26 protein-coding genes are annotated in these 23167 nt (G+C 45.7%); 21 read left to right on the top strand and 5 right to left on the bottom strand.

The window, feature by feature from the left end; genetic code table 11:
- Positions 1-567: 567 nt before the first annotated feature.
- Complete coding sequence (gene alsS / locus M1D61_RS16990; protein WP_458122543.1) at positions 568-2244, top strand: acetolactate synthase AlsS; 1677 nt, start codon at positions 568-570, stop codon at positions 2242-2244.
- A 62-nt stretch (positions 2245-2306) separates the two neighbouring features.
- Positions 2307-3023 carry an acetolactate decarboxylase gene (gene budA / locus M1D61_RS16985; RefSeq protein WP_458119803.1) on the top strand — a complete coding sequence of 239 codons (717 nt, stop codon included), beginning with the start codon at positions 2307-2309 and terminating at the stop codon, positions 3021-3023.
- A gap of 269 nt (positions 3024-3292) precedes the next feature.
- Here budA and M1D61_RS16980 read toward each other — a convergent pair whose 3' ends face one another.
- Together M1D61_RS16980 and M1D61_RS16975 are read right to left on the bottom strand one after the other, a co-directional pair.
- Positions 3293-3994 carry an AIM24 family protein gene (locus M1D61_RS16980; protein ID WP_458122542.1) on the bottom strand — a complete coding sequence of 234 codons (702 nt, stop codon included), beginning with the start codon at positions 3992-3994 and terminating at the stop codon, positions 3293-3295.
- Positions 3995-4053: 59 nt separating this feature from the next.
- The gene (locus M1D61_RS16975) at positions 4054-4467 is read right to left on the bottom strand and encodes a hypothetical protein (RefSeq protein ID WP_458119802.1); all 414 of its coding nucleotides are present in this window, start codon (positions 4465-4467) and stop codon (positions 4054-4056) included.
- A gap of 408 nt (positions 4468-4875) precedes the next feature.
- Here M1D61_RS16975 and M1D61_RS16970 point away from each other — a divergent pair, with 408 nt between their 5' ends.
- On the top strand, positions 4876-5037 hold the full coding sequence (locus tag M1D61_RS16970; RefSeq protein ID WP_458119801.1) for a hypothetical protein: 162 nt from the start codon (positions 4876-4878) through the stop codon (positions 5035-5037).
- Between the two features lie 297 nt (positions 5038-5334).
- Entirely contained in the window at positions 5335-6174 is an 840-nt protein-coding gene (locus M1D61_RS16965) for an EcsC family protein (protein ID WP_458119800.1), read from the top strand.
- A gap of 150 nt (positions 6175-6324) precedes the next feature.
- Here M1D61_RS16965 and M1D61_RS16960 read toward each other — a convergent pair whose 3' ends face one another.
- Positions 6325-6834, bottom strand: coding sequence for a hypothetical protein (locus M1D61_RS16960; protein ID WP_458119799.1), 510 nt, complete (start codon positions 6832-6834; stop codon positions 6325-6327).
- Positions 6835-7099: 265 nt separating this feature from the next.
- Between M1D61_RS16960 and M1D61_RS16955 the strand changes: the two genes are divergently transcribed.
- Entirely contained in the window at positions 7100-7813 is a 714-nt protein-coding gene (locus tag M1D61_RS16955; RefSeq protein WP_458119798.1) for a metal-dependent hydrolase, read from the top strand.
- A 156-nt stretch (positions 7814-7969) separates the two neighbouring features.
- Here M1D61_RS16955 and M1D61_RS16950 read toward each other — a convergent pair whose 3' ends face one another.
- Both M1D61_RS16950 and M1D61_RS16945 read right to left on the bottom strand, forming a co-directional pair.
- Positions 7970-8383: an ImmA/IrrE family metallo-endopeptidase gene (locus M1D61_RS16950; protein WP_458119797.1), complete on the bottom strand. Its 414-nt coding sequence runs from the start codon at positions 8381-8383 to the stop codon at positions 7970-7972.
- 107 nt (positions 8384-8490) lie between these two features.
- The gene (locus tag M1D61_RS16945; RefSeq protein WP_458119796.1) at positions 8491-8931 is read right to left on the bottom strand and encodes a helix-turn-helix domain-containing protein; all 441 of its coding nucleotides are present in this window, start codon (positions 8929-8931) and stop codon (positions 8491-8493) included.
- Between the two features lie 459 nt (positions 8932-9390).
- Here M1D61_RS16945 and M1D61_RS16940 point away from each other — a divergent pair, with 459 nt between their 5' ends.
- The 16 genes from M1D61_RS16940 (at position 9391) to M1D61_RS16865 (ending at position 23158) form a co-directional block, all read left to right on the top strand.
- Positions 9391-9897 carry an ArpU family phage packaging/lysis transcriptional regulator gene (locus M1D61_RS16940; RefSeq protein ID WP_458119795.1) on the top strand — a complete coding sequence of 169 codons (507 nt, stop codon included), beginning with the start codon at positions 9391-9393 and terminating at the stop codon, positions 9895-9897.
- Between the two features lie 313 nt (positions 9898-10210).
- On the top strand, positions 10211-10687 hold the full coding sequence (locus M1D61_RS16935; protein WP_458119794.1) for a hypothetical protein: 477 nt from the start codon (positions 10211-10213) through the stop codon (positions 10685-10687).
- A 487-nt stretch (positions 10688-11174) separates the two neighbouring features.
- Positions 11175-11597 carry a phage tail terminator family protein gene (locus tag M1D61_RS16930; protein ID WP_458119793.1) on the top strand — a complete coding sequence of 141 codons (423 nt, stop codon included), beginning with the start codon at positions 11175-11177 and terminating at the stop codon, positions 11595-11597.
- Between the two features lie 54 nt (positions 11598-11651).
- A complete protein-coding gene (locus M1D61_RS16925; protein WP_200897654.1) occupies positions 11652-11825 on the top strand; it encodes a hypothetical protein in 174 nt (57 codons plus the stop codon).
- On the top strand, positions 11826-13142 hold the full coding sequence (locus M1D61_RS16920) for a phage tail sheath family protein (RefSeq protein WP_458119792.1): 1317 nt from the start codon (positions 11826-11828) through the stop codon (positions 13140-13142). It abuts the gene before it with no gap.
- Between the two features lies 1 nt (position 13143).
- The gene (locus tag M1D61_RS16915; RefSeq protein WP_458119791.1) at positions 13144-13605 is read left to right on the top strand and encodes a phage tail tube protein; all 462 of its coding nucleotides are present in this window, start codon (positions 13144-13146) and stop codon (positions 13603-13605) included.
- Between the two features lie 186 nt (positions 13606-13791).
- On the top strand, positions 13792-14214 hold the full coding sequence (locus M1D61_RS16910) for a phage tail assembly chaperone (protein ID WP_458119790.1): 423 nt from the start codon (positions 13792-13794) through the stop codon (positions 14212-14214).
- 195 nt (positions 14215-14409) lie between these two features.
- The gene (locus tag M1D61_RS16905; RefSeq protein WP_458119789.1) at positions 14410-16644 is read left to right on the top strand and encodes a hypothetical protein; all 2235 of its coding nucleotides are present in this window, start codon (positions 14410-14412) and stop codon (positions 16642-16644) included.
- A gap of 1 nt (position 16645) precedes the next feature.
- Entirely contained in the window at positions 16646-17401 is a 756-nt protein-coding gene (locus M1D61_RS16900; protein WP_458119788.1) for a LysM peptidoglycan-binding domain-containing protein, read from the top strand.
- On the top strand, positions 17398-18363 hold the full coding sequence (locus tag M1D61_RS16895; RefSeq protein ID WP_458119787.1) for an XkdQ/YqbQ family protein: 966 nt from the start codon (positions 17398-17400) through the stop codon (positions 18361-18363). Before M1D61_RS16900 ends, M1D61_RS16895 begins: the two co-directional genes overlap by 4 nt.
- Before the next feature lie 2 nt (positions 18364-18365).
- Positions 18366-18653: a DUF2577 domain-containing protein gene (locus M1D61_RS16890; RefSeq protein ID WP_458119786.1), complete on the top strand. Its 288-nt coding sequence runs from the start codon at positions 18366-18368 to the stop codon at positions 18651-18653.
- Positions 18650-19060 (top strand): DUF2634 domain-containing protein, encoded by a 411-nt coding sequence (locus tag M1D61_RS16885; protein WP_458119785.1) that lies wholly within the window; start codon positions 18650-18652, stop codon positions 19058-19060. Before M1D61_RS16890 ends, M1D61_RS16885 begins: the two co-directional genes overlap by 4 nt.
- A gap of 4 nt (positions 19061-19064) precedes the next feature.
- Complete coding sequence (locus M1D61_RS16880) at positions 19065-20144, top strand: baseplate J/gp47 family protein (protein ID WP_458119784.1); 1080 nt, start codon at positions 19065-19067, stop codon at positions 20142-20144.
- Positions 20137-20724 carry a putative phage tail protein gene (locus M1D61_RS16875; RefSeq protein ID WP_458119783.1) on the top strand — a complete coding sequence of 196 codons (588 nt, stop codon included), beginning with the start codon at positions 20137-20139 and terminating at the stop codon, positions 20722-20724. The genes M1D61_RS16880 and M1D61_RS16875 overlap by 8 nt, the downstream gene beginning before the upstream one ends.
- Complete coding sequence (locus tag M1D61_RS16870) at positions 20721-21002, top strand: ketopantoate hydroxymethyltransferase (protein WP_458119782.1); 282 nt, start codon at positions 20721-20723, stop codon at positions 21000-21002. The genes M1D61_RS16875 and M1D61_RS16870 overlap by 4 nt, the downstream gene beginning before the upstream one ends.
- A 2-nt stretch (positions 21003-21004) precedes the next feature.
- Entirely contained in the window at positions 21005-23158 is a 2154-nt protein-coding gene (locus tag M1D61_RS16865; protein WP_458119781.1) for a hypothetical protein, read from the top strand.
- The last annotated feature ends 9 nt before the right edge of the window (positions 23159-23167 follow it).

The following is a 23167-nucleotide window of genomic DNA, read 5'->3' as shown; positions in this document are numbered from 1 at the left end:
TTTTTTCCCAATATGAATAAAAACAAAGCAGGCGCCTTACTTTTCGAATGATATGAAAAGTAGGGCGCTTTTTTGTGTTTAATATCCAGTTGGCTTATACTGCTGCTCCGCTGGAGTGTCGTTCATTGATTCTTTGTTATTGGGTAAGCGCTATAGTTTTTATAAACAATGTAGACTGGAACATGATGGTAATATGCTGTTTTATACATATTTTTAAATTCTAAAGATTGGAATATAGGCTTTATTCCGGCATGAACGGGCAAAATCATGCATGAAAACGCTACATGAATAGCGTAATAAGAAATTGATAGCTATTTCGGGACTATGGTCATTTTGTTATCGTTTTCAGTAGATATTTCAAATTTTAAGGGTTGATTTTACTTTTTATGGTAATAGAATAGATATGTACTCTTTTCCATATTTACATGTAATTACAGAAAAATAACATACGCACACCAAAAAAAGGAGATGGATAGAATGAGTACGACTACCCGAACAGAGAGAGAGAATATGATGATCCCAACTGCCCAATCTTCCGATGCACAGACTTCTGATTCCAGCAATGAAATGGCGGCTGCCGCCACACCGAAAGCAAAGACAGGGGCCGATATGGTCGTGGATACCCTGATTGCCCAGGATGTTAAATATGTATTCGGTATTCCCGGTGCAAAAATTGACCCGGTATTCGATGTACTGCAGGACCGTGGTCCACAGCTGATCGTGTGCCGACATGAACAAAATGCTGCTTTTATGGCGGCAGCGATCGGCAGACTGACCGGCAAACCCGGTGTATGTCTGGTAACATCCGGTCCTGGTGCATCCAACCTCGTAACCGGTCTGGTCACTGCCAATGCAGAGAGTGATCCTGTCGTGGCACTTGCCGGTGCCGTTCCGCGTACAGCCAGTCTGAAGCGGACCCACCAATCAATGGATAATGCCGGTCTGTTCCAGCCGGTAACCAAATACAGCGTCGAAGTCGGACATCCCGATAACGTCGCCGAAGCGATTACCAATGCGTTCCGTGAAGCTTCCGCTTCGCAGCCGGGTGCAGCCTTTGTCAGTCTGCCTACCGATGTGCTGCTGCAGGAAGCAAGCGAGTTTCATTTCCATAATACACGGATGCCGCAGCTGGGAACGGCTCCAGCCGAACTGATTACCTCGGTTGCCGAGCAGATTCGTCAGGCGAAAATGCCGGTTCTGCTGCTCGGTATGAAGGCGAGCTCTCCGGCGGTAACCGCTGCGGTACGTGAGCTGATCCGTGATACCGATCTGCCGGTCGTAGAGACGTTCCAGGCTGCCGGAGCGATCTCGCGTGATCTGGAAGATCATTTCTATGGCCGCGTTGGTCTGTTCAGCAACCAGCCGGGTGATATTCTGCTGCAGCAGTCTGATCTGGTGCTCACCATCGGTTATGATCCGATCGAATATGATCCGTACCTGTGGAATAAGGGCGATAATCGCCTTGTCTTCCATCTGGACAACCGCAAAGCCGATATTGACCAGGATTACCAGCCAGCCGGCGAGCTGATCGGGGATATTGCGATGAACGTCAATGCACTGACTCCGCTGCTGAAAGGGCTGCGCTTCTCCACTGAAGCCCGTAATGCCATGCGCCGCCAGCAGAACCGATTGACCCAGGACGATATTGCGATCACGTCTGCGGAAGAAGGACGCGTGCATCCGCTGTACTTTATCCGTACCCTGCGCAAGCTGATCAATGATCAGGTGACCGTCACCTGTGACGTCGGTTCCCACTATATCTGGATGGCCCGTTATTTCCGTTCGTATGAACCGCGCCGTCTGCTGTTCAGTAATGGTATGCAGACACTGGGCGTCGCACTGCCATGGGGAATTGCCGCAGGACTGGTGAATCCGCATGAGAAGGTCGTATCCATTTCCGGTGACGGGGGCTTCCTGTTCTCCTCGATGGAACTGGAAACCGCGGTACGCCTGCAGTCTCCGCTCGTCCACATCGTCTGGAATGACGGTACTTATGACATGGTCGCTTTCCAGCAGGAAATGAAATATGGCCGCACATCCGGTGTTCATTTCGGAGATGTGGATATTGTGAAATATGCGGAGAGCTTCGGTGCAGTCGGTCTGCGTGTTCATCATCCGGGCGAACTGGAAGAGGTACTGCGTCAGGCGCTTGCCCAGCAGGGACCTGTCGTTGTGGATATTCCTATCGATTACAAAGACAATATCAAGCTCGGCGCCAAACTGCTGCCGGATGCCATGAACTGATCGGCGAGAAAAATACCTGACAGTACACCTATGGAACGGACCCATAAAAGGAGAGAAATATCATGAAAAACCCTGTAGTCTATCAAGCTTCGACGATGGTTGCCCTATTGAGCGGACTGTATGATGGTGCAATCACATTTGGAGAACTCAAGCAATACGGCGATTTCGGGATCGGTACTTTTCACCAGCTGGATGGAGAGATGATCGCTTTTGACGGATCGTTCTACCATCTGTATCCGAACGGCACAGCCAAACGGGTGCTGCTGGAAGAGAGCACACCGTTCTCTACCGTGACTTTTTTCGAAGCCCAGCAGACGCATGAGTTCAACCGGACCATGACCCGGGAAGAGCTGGAAAAGGTACTGGACGGACTGATCTCCAGCCCGAACGTGTTCCATGCAATCCGGATCGAAGGACAGTTCCGCGAAGTGCACACCCGCACGGTTCCGCATCAGGAGAAACCGTACAAACCATTCGTGGAAGTAACCAAGTCCCAGCCGTCTTTCCATTTCAAAAATGTAAAAGGCATTATCGCCGGGTTCTGGACACCGGCATTTGCCCAGGGAATTGGTGTTGCGGGTTATCATCTGCACTTTATTAACGATGCCCGCAACGGTGGCGGACATGTGCTCGACTTTACCGTGGAGAACTGCAAAATCACGCTGTGCAGCAGCGAGCAGTTCAACCTGCTGCTGCCGACCGATGAGACCTATCTGAAAGCGGATCTGGCCGCTCCAAATCTGGAGCAGGATATCCTGACAGCAGAAGGTTCACGCTGACCGATTGCACAGACGGTAAGAAGAATGGATTGTCCGGCAGTCGTGCGCAGCGGGACAGATGTTAATAAAATAGCATTCTGAACGAACAGATCGGCCGATGACTGAGATGATTGATTAGACAGAAGCCGTTTATTGAACCTTTCTCAACACGAAATCCTCCCTATCCGATTGGATGATAGGGAGGATTTTTAGCATAAAAACTTTGTAGTGTGAATTAGATATTAATAAGTATAAATAGGGGTCTGTTAAAAACGCCACCGAATCGATCCTTATTTGATAAAAATGCCGCCGAACGGAATCACTTCGCGCAGGATGCGCCGGAACAGACTGTCATCGTTCAGATGCTCTGCCAGCTCACCGTTATCATGGCCGCTCTGGATCAGAATGGAGCCGCTGCCGGTTATGGCCCACTGGTAGTGCATATGCTGGCTGGCCAGATGATTGCCGTAGACGCTCAGCTTGAGGGTGGCATTTTCCGGATAGGCGAGCAGGCTGCGCGCATCCACATAGATCGGAGTGGATGGATGCAGCTTCATCTCCATGACAGTTCCCTGGGTGAGCAGTCCAATCTCTCCCTGACCGCCAAATTTCACTTTGACCACATCCCGGGTGATAAGGATATTCTTGAGCTTGAGCAGCCGTGTCTGCATAGTGATGCCTTCCGTATAATAGAACAAATGGCGAAAATCATACAGCAGATCGCTGCCTGCCTCGATCGTAATTGGGATCATGTTAAAGCCGGGCGGCAGGGAGGCGACAAACCGGCACGGACCGGTAAAGTCAGCCCGGATTAGATTGCGTTTGCGGTACATGCCTTTGACATCCATCAGCCGGTCATGCCGTCCGCCGGAAGGGCCGTCATACGCGATAATTTGTCCGGGGTGAAGCATATGGAGCTTCTCCTGATCGGATAATGCTACAGTAACCGCCTGTCCGGAGACAGGGGGATGCGTGGATTGCTGCCATTCCAGTTGCAAGAGAGAACCTCCTTTATCCCATAATAAGCATATAAACAAAGAGCCGCCGTAGCTTAACGGCGGCGTAGTCCAAACCGGACCAGACGGGTGAAAATAAACCACAGGGCCACAAGCCCGATCGCTGAGAAGACGATCGTTTTCCAGAAGCGGGCACTTGCCGCACGCTCGGCTTCGGACTGCTGCAGCTGCTGCACCGTTTGCGCGAGCAGCTGGTTCTGCTCGGCCAGCCGGGCATTTTCCTCCCGGTAGGCTTCGATGCTGGTCTGCGCCTGGTCCAGCTGGTTCATCGCATTGCTGTAACCCTGCTTGAGTTCATTGACTTCCTCGGGCAGGCTGGTGAAGCTTTTGACACCATTTTTATAGTCTTCCCACCAGCCGGCATGAGCAGAAGGCTGGGCGGCTGTCAGTCCGGACAGAACGAGTACCGCGATCAGACCGGTCTGCAGGTAGCGGGACTTGAATTTCACATAAATTCCTCCTTACTGTGGAGCGGTTGCTTGGAGACAGGTATCCTAACTGTATATTAACCACAATGTTGAATTTTGCATGGACGCTGATTCAGTATGATCTTACAAGGTTTACGTATGAAAAGGCAGCGATGATGCACTTTCTTAATAAAATTGGGTGAATAAAGGAACAGCAGCAGGGAAGTGAACGGCTTGTGCTCACTTGATGAATTTGGATTTTTTCCATACAACTGTTTAACAGGTCATTGCACAGGGTAATAAATACATGTCCTGGAGGACCAGCGGCGAGTTTTCACCTGCCATATGATCGCTTGCAATCTGCAGTACACCGGATTAACGCCTTTTTATCCATTATAAATGGAAACCATATACGACTATTTCTATTATAACATTCGAGGAGTGAACAATATGTACGATACTAACTTTGATCCCAATTTCAAAAAAATCACCATTACAGTAAACGGAGAGCCAGTTGGCAATGGATTGCTGATTGATCGTATCACTTATGTGCCTGTACGTGATAACCGTGAGACTCAGGATACAACCAAAGATTCTGCACAGATGATCTGACAGCCGATACGTGCTCTGCACGCGGCTGTACTTCCTGTGTAAGCAGGGATATCCAATAGAACCTTATACTTCTTATAGACGCGGGCAGATGCTCCGCGGCTTTTTCATTTTAAAAGAGGATAATGCCAAGATAGTCACTTCCGGCATAAGCCGGTCTTGATCTGATTCGGCGTTTGCAGCACAAACACAGACCGTGTTGTCATGAAACCGATTGAATCGGGTATAATACATATACACAGAGACAGAAGCACCAGCGTATGGAATACAGATACATATCAACAGTGAGGAGTCGATGGAATGCATACACAGGAGAGCCGTACAGAACTGGAACAGGAACTGCAGCAGATCGCCAAATGGGAGAAAGATCAGAGAGGGAGCTCGATTCTGGATAAAATCGGCCGGATTCCATTTATGCTGCTGGATCGTCTGACCCCCAAATTTATCCGGGACAAGATCGGAACCGCACTCAATGAGCTGGGACGCTTTATTCAAAATGGCGGTAAATATCTCGTCTCCCCCAAAGGAATCATGCAGCGTCTGGCCAAGGCAAACGGCCAGGAAGATGCCGAGCTGACTCCACGTGATGTGGCCCAGCTGCCGCTCAAAGTGATGGACAATACGGCTCTGGAAATCTCCAGAAGCCGTTCCAATCTGGCAGCACTGGAGGGAGCCGCGTCGGGAGTAGGCGGCATCTTCACGATCGCAGCGGATATTCCGGCGATGATCGGCATCTCGCTCAAGGCACTGCAGGAGATTGCCCTGTGCTACGGGTATTATCCTTCCGATCCCAAAGAGCGGCTGTTTATCCTGAAATGTCTGCAGTTCGCTTCCTCGGATGTGGTCGGCAAAAAGGCCGTACTGGAAGAACTGGCGGATTTTGAAAAGGGAGATACAGGCAAAGAGGTCTTTTCCCAGATTCAGGGCTGGCGTGAAGTAATTATGACGTACCGTGATAACTTTGGCTGGCGCAAGCTGTTCCAGGCGGTGCCGATTGCCGGGATCGTCTTCGGCTCTTTTGTTAATAAAAACTCACTGGAAAGTCTGACCGAAGTCGGTCGTACACTGTACCGCAAGCGCCGGATTATGGAGCGTCTGCAGCAGATGGATCAGGCCGGATCGGATGCAGTGCAAGCCTGATACTGCCTGCAGCGGCAGTTGGCAGGGAAAACAGGCAAAAGTAAAGAAGGCGGATATGGCATCTACATGTCATCATCCGCCTTCTTTGTTTTTATTTACACGAACATATGTGCTATAATAGTTCAGTTCCGTATACGATTGTATGTCTGTCTAATGGATCTGCAGCTGCTGTATCTGCAAATCGAGAATAGTGTGGTCAGGATAATCCGCATGATTTTCGGCGAAAAGGACAGTAATCTGGCGGCTGTTATGGCTGTCGACCCATACTTTGCGCAAGGAATCTTCATAATGCTGCTCCGTGACCGGTACATAACGCTCGACTCTGCTGTTCAGGGACTGCACAGTATCGACAAATGCCTGCCAGGAGACTTCGCGCTTGAATTCCGGCGAGGTCTGGGAATAGACCAGTTCATAATTGCCCTGCAGCAGCACATCGGCCAGCTGTTCCGGCAAAATCGGATCATGAGCTTCTGGGGAAGGGGTTACTCTTACCGAAGTGCGCTGGGGCTGGATGACCTGCATCGATTTGACGGACGCACTGTAGCCTTTGGCATGGTCTGCCCTGCTGCCGGCCAGCATGTCAGAGCCGCACCCGGTCAGCAAAGAACCGGACAGCAGGCTGCAGAGCAGGACCGGAAGCCATTTATTGGATCGTCTCATATCAATCATTCTCCTTAGTAAGGAGCCGAACAGGGCTCTTGAAAGTCATGGATCAGACGGGCGGATAATAAGCTGTTTCTATCATTACCATACTATAATTCAGCGAGCCACAGCGCATGATATCCAAAATTTAACATTGAGTTGATAATAAAAACAGTTCATTTACAAATCGTTCTGCCGAACGGATATCACCTGTGCCGCACGAGGCATAGTCACTCCTACAACACGATCAACGCGCAAGCAATCTGAAAGGAAGAATACGCTTATGATGGGCAAATCCCACTTTATTATCAGTACAGGTCTGACGGTATCGCTCATGACGATGGCCGGCGTTCCTGTGACTTCGGCTGCTGTAGTGGCCGCTGCCGTCAGTTCATTATTACCCGATATTGACGAGCCTAATTCAATCCTCGTATCCAAGACACTGTCCGAGCCGATTCTGCGCATTTTGCAGACGATTATGCTTGCCTCTGTCGTCTGGATTCTGTGGAAAGGAATGTTCGGCATGCCATGGGATATCGGCATAGCGGTAGCGATAGTATTTGTTGCCTTTTTGCCGACCCGGTCGCTGCGCAAAGTGGTCATGTTCCTGATCGGTGTCGGCATTATTATCTATGGACGCGAGATTGCTCCATGGAACTATATGGGCGGCAGTCTGCTGATTATCTGTACTTTCCTGCCGCACCGCGGGCTGACGCATACGATCTACGGCACCGCCGCCTGGACAGCGCTGCTCTATGGCACCACAGCTCATCTGGGCTCCAGCATCTGGGTTGCCGGCGGTGTCTCCTATTTGCTGCATCTGCTAGCCGATTCACTGACCAACCGCGGTGTACGGCTGCTGCCGCCGCTGAAATGGAAGCTGCGCTTCAACCTGATGAGCACAGGCACCAAAAAAGGTTCTGCTGTTGAGAATGTATGCATTATTCTGACACTGATCATCGCTGGCATTGTCTTCCTGCCGAAACTGTCGGGCTAGTCTGCAATTACTCTACTGTGTCCAGCCGCGTCAGAGCGCCATTTGCAGACCTTTATGAACATGCTAAAAAGGAACGGCTTTACCAGGCCGTTCCTTTTTGCTGTACAGCAGAAGTACATGAACCAAACCAATAGAAGTGAACAAACATATGTTCGGTCAGAAATCAAAAAAATATAGCATTTCCCGGGGGATGCCTGTGCGCATTGCAAAAGCTTCCAGCGTCTCACCTGCACGCTGTTCCTGTCCGGCCGTCAGCAGGGTAATGGCAAACGAATTCGCCTGCCTTTCCAGCTTGCCCGGCCAGAAGTAAGAATGTTCCTCCAGGAAAAAGCGGCTCAATCCTTTGTGAAGCCGATCGTGACCCAATTCGTGCGCACACACAAATCGCTGCCACTGATCGGATAAGCCCTGATTGATTACAATGAAGCGCCGCCGGAGTTTTTTGTAGTACAGTCCTTTCGTGGACTTGCCGAGATCCATGTAGCGAATATGTATGCCGAGCGCTTCAGCAATTTCAAAAGGGCAGTTTGTCTTATACTTGTGGACCAGATGAGCTGCAGTATCATCCATCGGTACAATCACCTCGTAAGCGTTTGGCGTTATAGGTGCAGCTGTAATCTCCAACTGCCGGTAGAGCAGAGACTGCAGGTACAGTCGTCTGCATGGGCGACGATGTCTCAGGAATGGTTGCGGCGATCATCCGGGGCAACCGGCTTGCGTTTGTTCATCTGTTTGGCTTCCCAGAATAACCCGGTCAACACATCCTTGATCCGCTGCTTGTCTTCATCATCCAGCGGAACACCGTCAAACATCAATTCACCATCTTCCTCTAACATTTTTTTGAAATCACGTCTGTCCCGTGCATTCGCCCATTCCGGAGTCTGCTGATTCTCCTCGGGTCGCAGGTATCCGGCTCGGTCCATCATTTCCGCATACGGGACACCGAGCGCCCGGGCGATTTTCTCAATCGTCTGCGGCTTGGGAACACCGCGTTTACCATTTTCAATTCGTGAGATTTGTGAAGTGCTGATGCCGGCGAGGTCTGCCAGTTGGTTAATACTCCAGTTCTTCTGCTCACGTATTTGCTTCAAATAACTGCCAAATGAAGAATTATCCACCGACAAAACACCCTTTCTATAGGCACTGTGAACACCAATCGTTCATAACATGACACAAGAAGTCAAAACGTATATATGTACTATACCCCAATATTGCCATTAGGTAAACAATGGAAATCTTTTCTTTGCCAAAAGGCACATGGTGAAGAGAATAATGGAGATAATGAATGATTAAGCGGCCAAAATGACCTTAAACCGAATTTTACGAATAGCATGTCAGCATGGTATCTTAAGAATACGAAATGCGAACAATATGCGAACATTAACAAAAATATGGAATTTCAAGTGGTTGAATCAAAGATAAACAGGTTATATATCCAATTGTATTGCCAAAAGGCAATACAGAAATGCCAGATGGAGATGAGCAGATGCTGAAGCTGCCAGGCCTGTTGTATTGCTGTATTACGTATACCGATGACTTTCTTCACTTAATACATTACATCCGAGGAGTGTTGTACAATGAACCCGATGATTTCCCTGCCCGAACTGGACCGCCGACAGACACGCGCTGCTGTAGAAGCTGTTTTTGAGAAATACCGTATTTACAAGACGATTACGTTTGAGATGAGAGAAACTTCGCTTACAGCTTCATATGAAGCAAGAATGCACGGACCGACCAATGTGACCGGAGATCCGACAGCAGGTGCAGCCATTTATAATGTAGATACTCCTGCTGCACGCCGCGCTTACTGCGAGCATGTGGAGGCGATCGTGGAACGGCTGAATGAGCGGGAGCAGCTGCTCGTGCGCGAACGTTATCTCAAGCATGATGATATTTTCGATTATAAAGTATACAGCTATCTGTTCGATCCACCGATCAGCAAAGACACTTACGTCAAGATCCGTGCCCGTGCCTTTTACAAAATGGCTCTCGCCCTGGCCGATACCGGCATGATCCGGCTGGATGAGCTGATGCCGCAGAAGAAGCGTACCCGCCGTTCAGAAGCTTCCTGCAGCACTTCCTGATAGGTTATGGTGAAAAGGGATAATTCAATTATTCTTGGTAAGCTGTCTGTTCACACAGGCAGCTTTTTTGCCTGCTGATTCGGTTAGAACTTTCACAGGTAATTTATAATGTTGTGGTATGATCGCATAACAGGAAGAAATAAGCATAGAAGAAGATAATTTATGATATGCACCATCATTTTATGTTATTTTATGGTAAAATAATAGGCGTTTATACTCATGCGGATTATCGCTGTACATAGAATATCGGATAGCCATCAGACAACTGCAGGCGATCATCCAATAAAAGCCAAGGAACAGGAGCTCTGATTTTGTGAAAAGGGAATTAAATACCGCGAGGAGATCTGCCGTTCCGGCAGCCGCCGACCGGTTCAGATTGCAACATGTATACAAGGCCTGGCTGTTTGATAGTACAATCGTCTCTTTGCTTGTCAGCGGCCTGAGCTCGATCTATCTTAACTTTGCTTTGCAAAACACGGTGCTCGTCTCGGAAATGGGAATACGTTCACAGCTTGTTGTATTGCTGCTGCTCTTTGTACCGCTGTTCGCTTATTCGCTGGTCATTCTGGCGCCTCTGAACCGCTGGCTGCGCCTGAATATTCAGCGAATGCCGCTGCAGTTTGTTCTATTTAATGGAATAGGCATTATCGTCAGCTGGGCAATTATGCTGTGGATGCCGCTGCCGGCATGGTTCAGCTCGCCGGTGCTGCTATGGAGCATTCCGGTATTTGCGATGATTTCCTATCTGTTCTCCAGTGTGTTTCTCAATTCGTCTCCGACGGAGCAGTAGTGGTAGTTGTCGATAATGGGAAATAGGGGATATACATCAAAGTCTGCCTGCGGGCAGGCTTTTTTTGTACGGTTTGTGGACATAGGGGTGGAAACATATGCTGGGCTTGTACTGACGGCAGGAACAGACGGTAAAAGATTGATCTATATAAATGTTGCTGAATAGGCAGGTTATGACAGGACATATAGGCTGTAAATGCCTGGAATGGCGCTGCTGCAGGGCTGATCCACTTCCGGCGTCTTTTTACCGCTGTTCTGCCGCTAAACTCAACTGATAACCGTCCTTTTTTCGTCCATAGCACCGTCTCCATTAGGAGAAATCCGGTGTAAGATTGTATTATCGGAAATGAAGAAACAAGGAACACCACAGGGATAAAAATATTCCACATAATGAGTCTTTACACTGGTGGTGCAAAGTTTCCTAATCTTGATTCCGTAAGTAATAACCGAAGGAGGTGAGCGTCCTTCTCGGTAAAGGAGGAAGAAACATGAATGCACAGGAGGTTGTCGCCTATGTGCAATTATCACTGCAAGAGAAGTTTCCAGACGTTCCGTTTGAACGGGCAGAAAAGCCAGAGCCAAAGCAGCCGAGGTTGGAGTATCGCTTGGTTTCAGTAGACTTTACGCGTGAGCGTAGTGATCGATTTGTACGTGTGTACACGTTAGAGATTCGGTACGTTCCAGCAGCTGAACATTATGCGGATGAGCAGATTGAACAACTATTTGAAGCGCTTGAGACTATCGGGACTGGCGAAGATTTGTGCCGGGCCAGTGAACTACGGTGGGATACGGATGACGGTATTCCCCGAATCCGGGTCAACTATCCGGTACGCACTGTTCGCCCGCCGGCTTCAGGTGTACTGATGAGTGCAATGGACCAATATGTATCCGCTGCTTCCCATGTAAAGTAGCAGATGGAGACAATTTAAAGGTAGAGCAAACGTATATCAAAGGAGAGAGAAACAATGGCTGAACAAGCTGCTGTCGGTTCATACCGAAAAGAGCAATTTATGCAATCAACAAAATTCACCCAGCTTGAAAAGGATGTACTATCCGGGCTGCTGGAAGAAGACAAACCGTACACGATTGAACAAGCAACATCTCTGCTACATCAATTTATGAATAAGGAGGCCAATTAAATGGCTGGAGGAACTTATACAACACAAAATAAAATTCGCCCTGGTGTATATATTAACTTTGTATCTGAGGGTAAACTTCCTGGGACACTGGGTGAGCGCGGCACGGCAAGTTTGGCATTGAACCTTGATTGGGGAGCACCCAAGAAGATGTTTACCATTGTTGCTGGAGACAATACGCTGCAGACTCTTGGTTATGACTATACTTCTCCACAAATGCTGCTGATTCGTGAAGCGCTCAAGCGTGCACAAAAGCTCATTGTATACCGCCTAAATGATGGTACACCTGCTTCTGTAAAAGTAGAGCCGCTGACAGCAACAGCCAAATATAGTGGTACACGAGGCAATCAGTTGGCAATCGTAGTAGAAACGAATATTAACAATGAAACACAGTTTGATGTAACAACGCTGCTGGAAGGTGCTGTGGTCGATAAGCAGACAGTAAGTACAGTAGAAGAGCTGGCGAGTAATACCTATGTTGTCTTCAGTGGTAAGGGGACACCTGTACCGACTGCGGGTGCTCCACTGGCTGGAGGTACAAGTGCGCTGGCAACCAATGCGGATCATACCGCATATCTGGAACAGCTTGAAGCACTGGAATTCCAGACAGTCGGTTTGATCTCGGATGATGCTTCCCTGAAATCCGTATATGCTGCATACATCAAACGTCTGCGCAGCAATGAGGGCAAAAAGGTACAGGCTGTGCTTGCCAACTACCCTAATGCTGATCATGAAGGTGTAATCAGCGTGAAAAACGGTGTGGTGCTGAGTGATGGTACAGTACTGGATGCAAAACAGAGTGTAGCCTGGGTAACAGGTGCAACTGCCGGTGCTGCTGTTAACGCATCCCTGACCTATAGCGCTTATGACGATGCTGTAGATGTTAATGGGAAGCTGACTCATACCGAGACAGAGGCAGCTTTGCAAAAAGGGGAGTTTGTATTTACAGCTAGCAGCGACCGCGCTGTAGTGGAACAGGATATCAATACATTCGTGTCCTATACGCCGGAAAAAGCGCGCCATTTTGCCAAAAACCGTGTGGTGCGTGTACTCGATAGTATTGCCAATGACCTTAAGCGTATTTTTGAATCGTATTTTATTGGTAAAGTGAATAACAATACAGATGGACGCAGCTTGTTCCGTTCACAGTGTGTAGCGTATCTGACGGATCTGCAAAACATTGGAGCAGTACAGAACTTTGATGCTCAGTCGGATATTAGTGTAACTGCAGGTAATGAAGTGGATAGCATTGTAGTAGAAGTAAATGTACAACCTGTAGATTCCGTTGAAAAAGTATACATGAAAGTGAAGGTGGTTTAAGATGACATTTCTAAAAGCAAAAGATACCATTTCCGGCCAGGAAGGCCGTGCGTTTGCAACAATCAATAACCAGGTAGAGGAAATGTTTTATATCAAAACGCTCGAAGCTACCGTAGAAAAGCAAAAAGCCGAAGTGAAAACGCTGGGACGCCGCGGAGTGCAGCATAAAGCAACAGGTTGGTCTGGATCCGGTACCATGACCATCTTCTATATGACTTCCCGCTTCCGTCAGATGATGCTGGATTACATGAAGACGGGTGTAGACACGTACTTTGATATCGAAGTGACAAACGAAGATCCAACATCGAGCATTGGTTACCAGACTATTATTCTGCGCGATGTGAATCTGGACAGTGTCATTATGGCATCGCTGGATACTGAATCGGATGCACTGGAAGAAGAAGTAAGCTTTACTTTTGATGGAGTAGATATTAATCAGGCATTTAGCGCACCGGTTCAGTAATTCAATTAATTCGTTTAACAACGTATTTATAACATTTAAATAGGGTGGCTATGTACCGGATGAGCACATATATTTTGGGTTTTTTTCCGGTACATCTGTCATCAGTTCAGCGGAATATTAGATATGATGCCAAAGCGGATATTATTGAATATTAAAATATTGCACAACTATTAGGAGGAATTATCAATGAGTGAATTAAGCCTGTTTTTTGCACAAAACGTCTCTTCTGACGTGGTAGAACAATTTGTAGTATCTGCACGATTCAAAGATGCAGATGGTAACCCTGTAAGCTGGAAACTTCGCAGCATGAATGAGGACGAAAATCAGGAATGCCGTAAAGCAGCTACCCGTAAAGTGAAAGGGAAAAATGGTATGTATACGCCAGAGATTGATCCTAATGAATATATGGCTAAACTGATGAGTGCCAGTGTTATCTATCCTGATTTGAAAAATGCAGACTTACAAAAATCCTATGGGGTAATAGGTGCAGAATCCTTGCTGCGCAAAATGCTTCTTCCAGGTGAGTTTGCTGCATTAGGTGAACGCGTACAGGAATTGAACGGTTTCAACCGGGATATGAATGATTTGGTTAATGACGTAAAAAACTAATTAATGGAGGCGACAGCGAAGCGAATCTAGCTTACTATGCCCTCCATGAGTTGCACATCTTACCACATGATTTAATGAAAATGTCTATCCATGAACGTGCTGCGATCTACGCAATGATTGCAATACGTGTGGAGGCAGAGAAGCAGGCACAACGTAAGCAAAAAAGGAAATAATTGATGTATAGGGGGTGAAGCAATGGCGAATATAGGAGCACAGTTGGTTGGGAATATTAGTCAAAGTCTGTCTGTTAGTATCTCAAGGCAGCTTAGTATAGCTTTGAGTAATATTTCAATTAATGTACCTGTTTACAACATTACCAATTCGTTTAATCAGGTAAATCAGACTGTGCAAAATGTCAATAACCATTTAACCCAGCTAAATGTTACTCAAAATAATTTTAATAATACATTGCAATTGACACAGGCAGCTCAACAACGAATTACTGATACTATTAATGACACAGCAGATGCTCAAAATAATCTGAATGATTCTTCTCAAAAAGCAGAAGATTTGGCTGATAAGCAGGCTAGTAAATGGGAGAATATTAAAAATCACATTGCCAAGGCAGCAGCATTTGGAAATAAGTTGGCTTCTGGGGCATATGGATTAGGTAAAGATTCGCTTGCTGGAGCAGCTGAAGATGATACGATGAGACGTAAATTTGTTGTTACTACAGGAAGCGGCCAAGAAGGAACAGAGTTATTTGAAAAGTACAAAAAGGGAGCATTATCATCAGGTATGAATCCAAAAGATGTACTTTCAGGCTCTCTTTCTTTTCTTAAACAATCAGCTAATGACATGCAAACAGAAAAATTAAATAATATGGCATCTAAACTTAGTGTGTTATCTGGTCAAAGTTATAATGACACTGTTAATGCTTTAATTAGTGGAATGCAAGGTGATACTAAATCTTTAAATAACTCATTTGGTATTTCTGCAAAAGGCATGGAGAATGCAGGCGTTGCTGATAAAGGAAAATCGGGAGATGTGGATGGTTATATCCAATCCTTGGATGCGTTAATGGAAAAGCAAGGTTTTACTCAAAAAGCTTTCGATACAATGATGGATTCTCCTAGTGCAAAATGGACGCAATTGACGAATAATTATAGTAATACGTTAGCTTCAGTTGGTTCACAAGCTTTAACTGCCCTGGTTCCTGCCTTAGATGCATTAAATAATGCATTTGAATCAGACCAGTTCCAAGTGCTTATAGATGTTCTGACTGCAGGCTTTGTAGTTGTTGCTAATGTTGTAGCAATGCTGGTTAATGGGTTGCTGTTTTTGACGGGTGTTATTCAGCAGCATTGGGACATTGTCTCACCTATACTCAGTGCAATTGCTTTTGTGTTATTGGCAGCTATGATTATACAACTTGGAATTATTGCAGCAGAATGGCTTATGATAAATTGGCCTATTTTGCTCGTAGTGGCTGCTATTGCTCTTGTTATATCTATTTTGCAGATGATGGGTATAAGTGGTTCTGAGATGATGGGAATGATCGTAGGTGCGATATACGCAATAGGAGAAGTATTTAGGATCGTCTTTATGGCAGCGTGGGCATTTGTAGCCATTGTTGTTAATGGAGTTGTAAAACTTTGGTATGACGCAGTGTTTACCGTACAAACTATTTTCTACTCATTAAAAATGTACTTTTTGCAAGTGATGTATGATCTTGTATATGGAGCAGAATCATTCGCTAATGGATTTACTTCGTTGATTGCTGATGCGATGAACAGTGTTATTACAGGTATTAATACAATACTTCCCTATTTTAATAAATTGTTCGGTACAAATTGGGGCAGCATAGATTTGTTAAAAGGGACAGATTTTCATGGTGCAAGCGACAGTGTAAAAAAAATGATGGGAGCTTTAGAGAGCCAGGCTCCTCAAAAAACTAAAAATATGTTTCAAATGGATCAACCAGAAATCAATGCTAATGTGGGTGGAGCCAATCAAAACGGTATTAAAGCTTGGCAAGGATTGAGTGATAAATTAACTAATGGTACAAGTAAAGTAAAAGATTCTTTAAGTAACTATCAAGGTACTCCATTAAAAGGTGCGGATGTTGTTAAAACACCCCCACCTGCTGTACATTCAGCAATGAATCATGGAGGAGCAACAGGAGTTGGAGTAGGTATGCCAGGAGGCTATCCTCCAGCTGGAAATACTGAAAACAACATTAATAATGTAAAGAGTGTTGATAGCATCCGTAATATTGAAGGTACAGTCGATATCTCCAGTGAAGATTTAAAATTGCTGCGCAATTTGGCTGAGATACAAGCCATTCAGCATTTTGTAAATCTAACCCCGACTGTACAAGTGACTACCGGTGATATTAATAGTGGTGCAGACCTGGACACAATTGTCGGTCATATTGGTCGCAAATTGGAAGAAGAATTTGTCTCGACCGCGCAGGGGGTGTATACCTGATATGGAGGAGTATGGGTTTTTCCTGGCGTTTAATAATCAAAGCGAAGCGATCCGACTGCCTGTAAATCCTGAAAAAATTGAGATTAATAGCAGTGGGGATGGAAAAAGTTACACTATCATCGATCTTGGTGAGATTAATTCAATCCAACCAAACAAGCTGCGCGAAATTACGTTGGAAAGCTTTTTTCCAGGTCAACGTTATCCATTTGTTGTTGGTAAGGAGTTACAAACCCCTTACTACTATGTAGAAATGATCCAGAAATGGATGGAGACAAAGCGTCCCATCCGTTTTGTGTTTTCTGGTCTACAATTGCCCGAGTCTGCATTATCTGGAGATACAGCAGTAAAGAATGCAAAGGGCGAAATAGAACGTTTTATTTCCAATGAAACATTCATGGCAATCAACATGGCAGTCAGTATTGAAAAATTCGACTGGACACTGGCTGCGGGAGACTCGGGAGACATTCAGTTTAAGCTGTCCTTAAAAGAGTATGTCTTCTACCGTGCACTCAAAGTTAAAATCAAAAAAGACAAAGACAAGTCTACCGTAGCCAAAAAGCGTACCGACACCAAAGTGAATCCCAAAACTTACAAATTGGTTGCTGGAGATTCGCTATGGAAGATTGCCAAGAAACAATTGGGAGATGGAAGTCGGTACAAAGAAATACAGAAGCTGAACGATATCAAGGATAGTGAGCTGCGTAAATTGCCGATTGGAATGGTGATCAAGCTGCCACAGAAAGAGGCTGCCAAATGATACAGCTTCATATCGATAACAAACAAGGCAGTCTCTGGGACATATCTGGTATTGCTTCGGATATCACCTGGAAAACCAGTCGAATAGGCAAACCAGCTTCACTGGAATTTACGTTGATTAGTGATGGTTTCTATCAGAAAAAAGATTTTGACGTACAAAATGGCTATGTGGTTCGCTTCATCTATAATGGAGCGAACCTTTTTTATGGCTATATTTTTACAGTAAGTACGGGCACAGATAAGCAGATAAAAGTGACTGCCTATGACCAGGTGCGTTATTTGCTTGGTAATGACACATTTGTATTTACCAATGTAACCGCAGATGAAGTTATCCGGCAAATCGCAACCCAAAATAATTTAAAACTTGGAAAGCTGGATAAAGGCAAATATACAATTCCGTCACTGATCGAGGATAACAAAAAGCTGCTGGATATTATTATGGGTGCCCTGGATCATACGTTAGCGTACAAATCACAGTTGATGGTCTTTTACGATGACTTTGGCAAGCTGCGGTTGCAGGATATCCGGAGTATGAAGCCTTCTGTCATTCTCGGAAAAGGCCATTATCTGTATGATTATTCGATCAAGAAAAGTATTGACTCGGATACGTACAATCAGATCAAATTCTATCGTGATAATAAAGATACCGGACACCGGGATATTTTTATCAAAAGAGATCTTAATCATATCGGTGCATGGGGATTACTCCAAAAGTATGAAAAGGCAGAAGATAGTTGGAATATTGCTCAGATTGAGGAAGCACTCTCACTTAACCTGAAGCTATATAATCGCGAGCAGGTCACCCTGTCTGTAGATGCAATCGGTGATGTCAATGTACGTGCAGGGCAGTTTGCTTATATTCTGCTTGATGAATTTGAAGTACAGGTTTATCTGGTGGAAGAATGCAGTCACAAATTTTCCGGGACAGATCATACAATGTCTCTCGATGTGAAGGTGGTGTAAATATGCTTGATATTATTCGCAAAGCCAGTCTGGGAGCTGTATCCAATGCAAATCCAATGGCTGTAATGTATGGAACTGTGCTTAATAATCAACCGCTGGAAATTAATATTGATCAACGGTTTACTCTGCCGGCTTCGGTGCTCGTTATACCGGAGACGATCAGCAAGCTGACTGCTGAGGAAAATGGAACGACAGTAACCGGTTTACAGATCGGTGATAGAGTACTACTGCTACGTGTTCAGGGTGGTCAGAGTTATGTGGTACTGGATCGGTTGGTGAATAACGTATGATTCCTACAGGATTACAGCTGCAGCCGGATCAAAGCCTGGATACTGCAGATCTGGTTATGCCGGGTTTGACTTATAAAGTAGATTGGGAACGCGGAATTATTGCTGGTAAAGTGGATGGCCTGGATTCTTTGCGACAGGCGGTATTGAAAATTCTTACTACAGAGCGTTATCAACATCTGATCTATAGTAACGATTACGGTACAGAATATAGAGAAATTCTTGGTAAGGATCATCTATATGTGCGGGCAGAAATTCGAAGAATGATTACGGAAGCTCTACTGCAGGATGATCGTATCGAACAAATTGCCGATTTTCGTACAACATGGACATCAGGTGATGATATTCGGGTTAGCTTCACTGTACAGACTGTATATGGAGCATTTCAGATTGACGAGGAGGTGAACTAAATTCATGTATGAGACGCAAACGTACGAAGCACTACTGGAGCGTATGCTGGATCGTGTAACGGATCAAATGGATAAACGAGAGGGCAGTATCATCTATGATGCTCTGGCACCAGCAGCATTGGAATTGGCTCAAATGTATGCTGAACTGGATATTCAGCTGAATCTTTCTTTTGCAGATACAGCGACAGGTGAATATCTGGAGCGTCGTACAGCTGAATATGGTATCCAGCGAGAGCCAGCTACTCATGCCGTTCGTAAAGGGATTTTTTATAAAGGTGATGGTACACGAGCAGAAGTAAACATTGGCAGTCGATTGGCCAGTGGAGATCTAGTCTATGAGATAACTGCACGTCTCGGTGCAGGTGAATACGCACTCACCTGTGAGACCGCAGGCGAGATTGGTAATACTGCAACCGGGGCTCTGCTGCCACTTGATTATATTGCCGGACTCGCAGCAGCTGAACTGAATATTGTACTGGTGCCCGGAGAAAATGCTGAAGATGATGAGACATTGCGGTCCAGGTATTTGCAGGCCATTAATGAACAGCCATTTGGCGGTAATATTTCGGATTATAAGCAGACCATCAATGAGATGGAAGGAGTCGGAGGCGTCAAAGTATTCCCGGTTTGGAAAGGAGGAGGAACGGTCAAATGTACTATTATTGCCAGCAATGGACGTCGTCCTTCAACTGAGCTAATTAGCCGTGTGCAAACAGCTATTGATCCGGTTGTGAATAGTGGAGAAGGCATTGGACTTGCCCCCATTGGACACCGGGTCACAATTGCAGGAGTAGAAGAAGTAGTCATCACTGTAAGTACAAAATTAACACTGGAACCTGGTGCCACTGTAGGGCAGGTGAAGTTGGATGTGAATGATATACTCGCAGCCTATGTCAAAGAGCTGACAGCTGGCTGGAAAGATCAGGAGCAGATCATTATCCGTATTAGCCAGCTGGATGCCCGCATTGTAGGTGTAAAGGGAATTGCAGATGTAACAGATACTACAGTTAACGGCAAACCGGCCAATCTGGTATTGGGAGCTGAACAGATTGCCGTATGGGGAGGAGTGGGCACCCTTGAGTAACCGATTAATGCAGTATGAGCCGGAATATTATCATTCTGTAAGAGAGTTTATTGCCTTGCTGGATACAGAAGAAATGGAGCTGGATCAGCTTGAAGCAAGCCGTTTGAGAATGCTTGGAGATCAGTTTGTCATGACATCCAGTGAAGCGGCATTACGTCGCAGAGAACAACAGCTGAAGATTCAAGCCGATCCAACGATCGAAACGCTGGATTTCCGCCGCCGCCGGATTGTTAACCGCTATACAACCAAGCCACCATTTACGATTCGTTATTTGCAACAAAAACTGGATCAGCTATTAGGGGCAGGTAAAGCGAGTGCGACAGTAGATATTCAAAACTTTGTGATGACAGTTATGGCCAATCTGACAGATGCGGCGGTATTCAAGGAAGTTAACTATACGGTGCAAACGATCAAACCGGCTAATCTGGCTTATGTGCAGCAAACATCGCTTAGAGAGTCCATTATATTGCACGAAACGGCTTATCGTTATACTGCTGAACGCAATACGAGACTGTCTACCCGCTGGAAGCTGGGCAGCACGCCATTTACGATGCTTGGAGAGGAGGTTCGGGTGTTATGATCCAGAATAGTTATCTTCAGGAAATCGCAAGCTATACCAACCAACGGATTGCCAAAGTGACATTGAATGGAGAGTATGAAATAACCCAATTCAGAATCAAGCAGGTAACAGATGATCTGGTAGAACTGGAATATTTGATTCCAGCTGTTGATCTCTCATCGGTCACCCGGCTGGAATTACGTTCTGTCAGTGATGAAATCATCAGCAGCAGCGAAGTGTTTATTCCTGTTGCGGCGGATACGGTTGTTAAACAATATGTAGAAGTGAAAGGGGCGTAAGCATGGACTATCAGGCAAAGACGGATTGGAACTATAATGACACCGTAACCGAGCAGGATATGAACCGGATTGAGGCCGGCCTCGGTGATTTGCATAATCGATTGGATACGGAAGTGCGACAAGAAATTGTGCTGCAACCAGGGACACAGACAATAACGGCTAAACGGGATACACCATTTCAGCTTACCGGAATTACAGGACGTATGCTTCTCAATCTGGAGGCTCGAACATGGGGACCGAACAAAAGCATGGCCGGTTTGGCTGGCTTTCAATCGACCATTACGATGGATAGCAGCAAGAGTGTAGTTGGTGGCGGTTCGGTGAAAATTACAGCAACCACTGCCAATACTATTGCAGATGCAGTTTCTACCAAACCATATCAACTCAAAGCAGGCAAAAAATACGTTGTTGTAGGGCATATTTATAATGAGTCAGCCAAAAGCGTTCTGCTGGCTTTGCAGGGTACTTCGGTCAGTACGCCTATATTTACTGATAAAGGTAAGTGGATTACTGCCTATATGAAGTATAGCCCCAGTGGAGACGTGAACAATACACAGATCGTCGTCAGACTTAATGCGGCAGCTGCAGGCAATATAGCTTATGCAGATGGACTCAGAATTTATGAAATTTCGGATGCCGAATATACAGCTCTTGATAAAATGACCGCGGATCAGATCGCTGTGAAGTATCCATATACGGAGGGTCTCGCTGGAGTACGAAATCCTTATGCAATTCGCTGGGCTAACAAGGATAAGACGGATGTTGCAGCCATGCTGGCTTTTGATACTGAATTGTTGGCTTCGCCAGTAATCGATGTAGATGCTGATAAATTACAGCAAGGAATGGATGGACAATATTGCAAAATCAGTAATTGGCGTAAAGTTACGCTGGATGGTTCACAAAATTGGATGCTGTTTGGTAGGCAAACCGGATACACTGTAGCTTCGCTATCTATGTTCGGTGCTGCAAAAGACACTGGCTATGTGATTAAATACAATGGTTCTATTCTGCAACGTTTTCTGACAGACTCGCCTATCCCCGGAGCCGATGCACAGGTGCTTACAGATTCAACAACAGCAAATCCCAATCTTTTGGCAATCACTATTTCAAATGCAGATAGCGGTTGGAGTGATGGCTATTCACCAAGCGTAGAAGAATTAAAGGCTTATTTCTGGGGTTGGGTTATGGGAACTCAATCCAATGGTATTTTTACACCGGGATACAATGGATCAGGTACAAAAGTATGGCGTGGAATAGTTGATGATAATGGTGCAGGAACTACAACTCTACCAACCATGTATTTTAAAGAACAATATCCGCAGCCTTCATGGCAGCCATACCAATTGATGTATAAGTTTCCTGCTGCGAGAAAAGAACCAGTATCATCCGAAGGGGATTTGACCTTATCGAGAGGAGATAATGTAATTGAAGTTGGCAGTGGATTGATACTGAGGGAAAAAGTCAAACCTGTGTCCAGTGGTGATGGAACTGCCTACTACATTAATGCAAGAGGAACATTTTCTGCGTCATCTTTGGTATATAACTCGATAAGACCGTTACTTATTTATCGTAATGGATTACAGGATGGTTGGGGCCAAGATAATAATGGGGATGATTTCGGTTCTCGACAAGCAGGTATTGGAGTAGAGCGCTTCGATAAAAGTGCAGTGTACACTGTAACCTATTTTACTCGTAATGCGTTTCCAGCAGCTATCCTTACAGGCAATTATCCTGAAACGGAACATGCCACACTGAATGATTTGATTCAGGGTATGCAGCAAATAACACAGCGCGTATCGGTTGTTGAGAGTACCAAACAAAATACAATGATAGGGATAAATTGGTTGACGCCTACATTGTTAAATGGATGGACTGGGAATGTACAATATGCAAAGTTAACAAGCGGAGAAGTTGTTTTTAGAGGGGTAATTGCGGGAGGAATTATAACTCCTGGTACAGTGATCTTTAATTTGCCGGCTGGGATCCTGCTCAGATCGAATCGGGGATTGGAACTTCGTATAAGGTCAAGTAACGGTTCTGCTGATGCAGCCAATTCTACCATCCTTGTTGAAACTGATGGCAGAATAAGAGTACAAAATTCCTGGTACAATACTGCTGTATGGTTCGATGGCTTATCATTTATAGGCGAAAAATAGGAGGTAAAT

The organism is Paenibacillus sp. Z6-24 (assembly GCF_054161335.1).
Note: the sequence above shows the minus strand (reverse complement) of the source record. Positions and strands in the feature narration are given on the sequence as shown.

Bases quoted from the DNA above. Each gene is read 5' to 3' on its own strand.
- M1D61_RS16910 (WP_458119790.1), top strand. From the start codon at position 13,792: ATGAGTGAATTAAGCCTGTTTTTTGCACAAAACGTCTCTTCTGACGTG.
- M1D61_RS16940 (WP_458119795.1), top strand. From the start codon at position 9,391: ATGAACCCGATGATTTCCCTGCCCGAACTGGACCGCCGACAGACACGC.
- M1D61_RS16970 (WP_458119801.1), top strand. From the start codon at position 4,876: ATGTACGATACTAACTTTGATCCCAATTTCAAAAAAATCACCATTACA.
- M1D61_RS16960 (WP_458119799.1), bottom strand. From the start codon at position 6,834: ATGAGACGATCCAATAAATGGCTTCCGGTCCTGCTCTGCAGCCTGCTG.
- M1D61_RS16920 (WP_458119792.1), top strand. From the start codon at position 11,826: ATGGCTGGAGGAACTTATACAACACAAAATAAAATTCGCCCTGGTGTA.
- alsS (WP_458122543.1), top strand. From the start codon at position 568: ATGGCGGCTGCCGCCACACCGAAAGCAAAGACAGGGGCCGATATGGTC.
- M1D61_RS16890 (WP_458119786.1), top strand. From the start codon at position 18,366: ATGCTTGATATTATTCGCAAAGCCAGTCTGGGAGCTGTATCCAATGCA.
- M1D61_RS16870 (WP_458119782.1), top strand. From the start codon at position 20,721: ATGATCCAGAATAGTTATCTTCAGGAAATCGCAAGCTATACCAACCAA.
- M1D61_RS16955 (WP_458119798.1), top strand. From the start codon at position 7,100: ATGATGGGCAAATCCCACTTTATTATCAGTACAGGTCTGACGGTATCG.
- M1D61_RS16950 (WP_458119797.1), bottom strand. From the start codon at position 8,383: ATGGATGATACTGCAGCTCATCTGGTCCACAAGTATAAGACAAACTGC.
- M1D61_RS16880 (WP_458119784.1), top strand. From the start codon at position 19,065: ATGTATGAGACGCAAACGTACGAAGCACTACTGGAGCGTATGCTGGAT.
- M1D61_RS16905 (WP_458119789.1), top strand. From the start codon at position 14,410: ATGGCGAATATAGGAGCACAGTTGGTTGGGAATATTAGTCAAAGTCTG.
- budA (WP_458119803.1), top strand. From the start codon at position 2,307: ATGAAAAACCCTGTAGTCTATCAAGCTTCGACGATGGTTGCCCTATTG.
- M1D61_RS16915 (WP_458119791.1), top strand. From the start codon at position 13,144: ATGACATTTCTAAAAGCAAAAGATACCATTTCCGGCCAGGAAGGCCGT.
- M1D61_RS16895 (WP_458119787.1), top strand. From the start codon at position 17,398: ATGATACAGCTTCATATCGATAACAAACAAGGCAGTCTCTGGGACATA.
- M1D61_RS16865 (WP_458119781.1), top strand. From the start codon at position 21,005: ATGGACTATCAGGCAAAGACGGATTGGAACTATAATGACACCGTAACC.
- M1D61_RS16925 (WP_200897654.1), top strand. From the start codon at position 11,652: ATGGCTGAACAAGCTGCTGTCGGTTCATACCGAAAAGAGCAATTTATG.
- M1D61_RS16930 (WP_458119793.1), top strand. From the start codon at position 11,175: ATGAATGCACAGGAGGTTGTCGCCTATGTGCAATTATCACTGCAAGAG.
- M1D61_RS16885 (WP_458119785.1), top strand. From the start codon at position 18,650: ATGATTCCTACAGGATTACAGCTGCAGCCGGATCAAAGCCTGGATACT.
- M1D61_RS16965 (WP_458119800.1), top strand. From the start codon at position 5,335: ATGCATACACAGGAGAGCCGTACAGAACTGGAACAGGAACTGCAGCAG.
- M1D61_RS16900 (WP_458119788.1), top strand. From the start codon at position 16,646: ATGGAGGAGTATGGGTTTTTCCTGGCGTTTAATAATCAAAGCGAAGCG.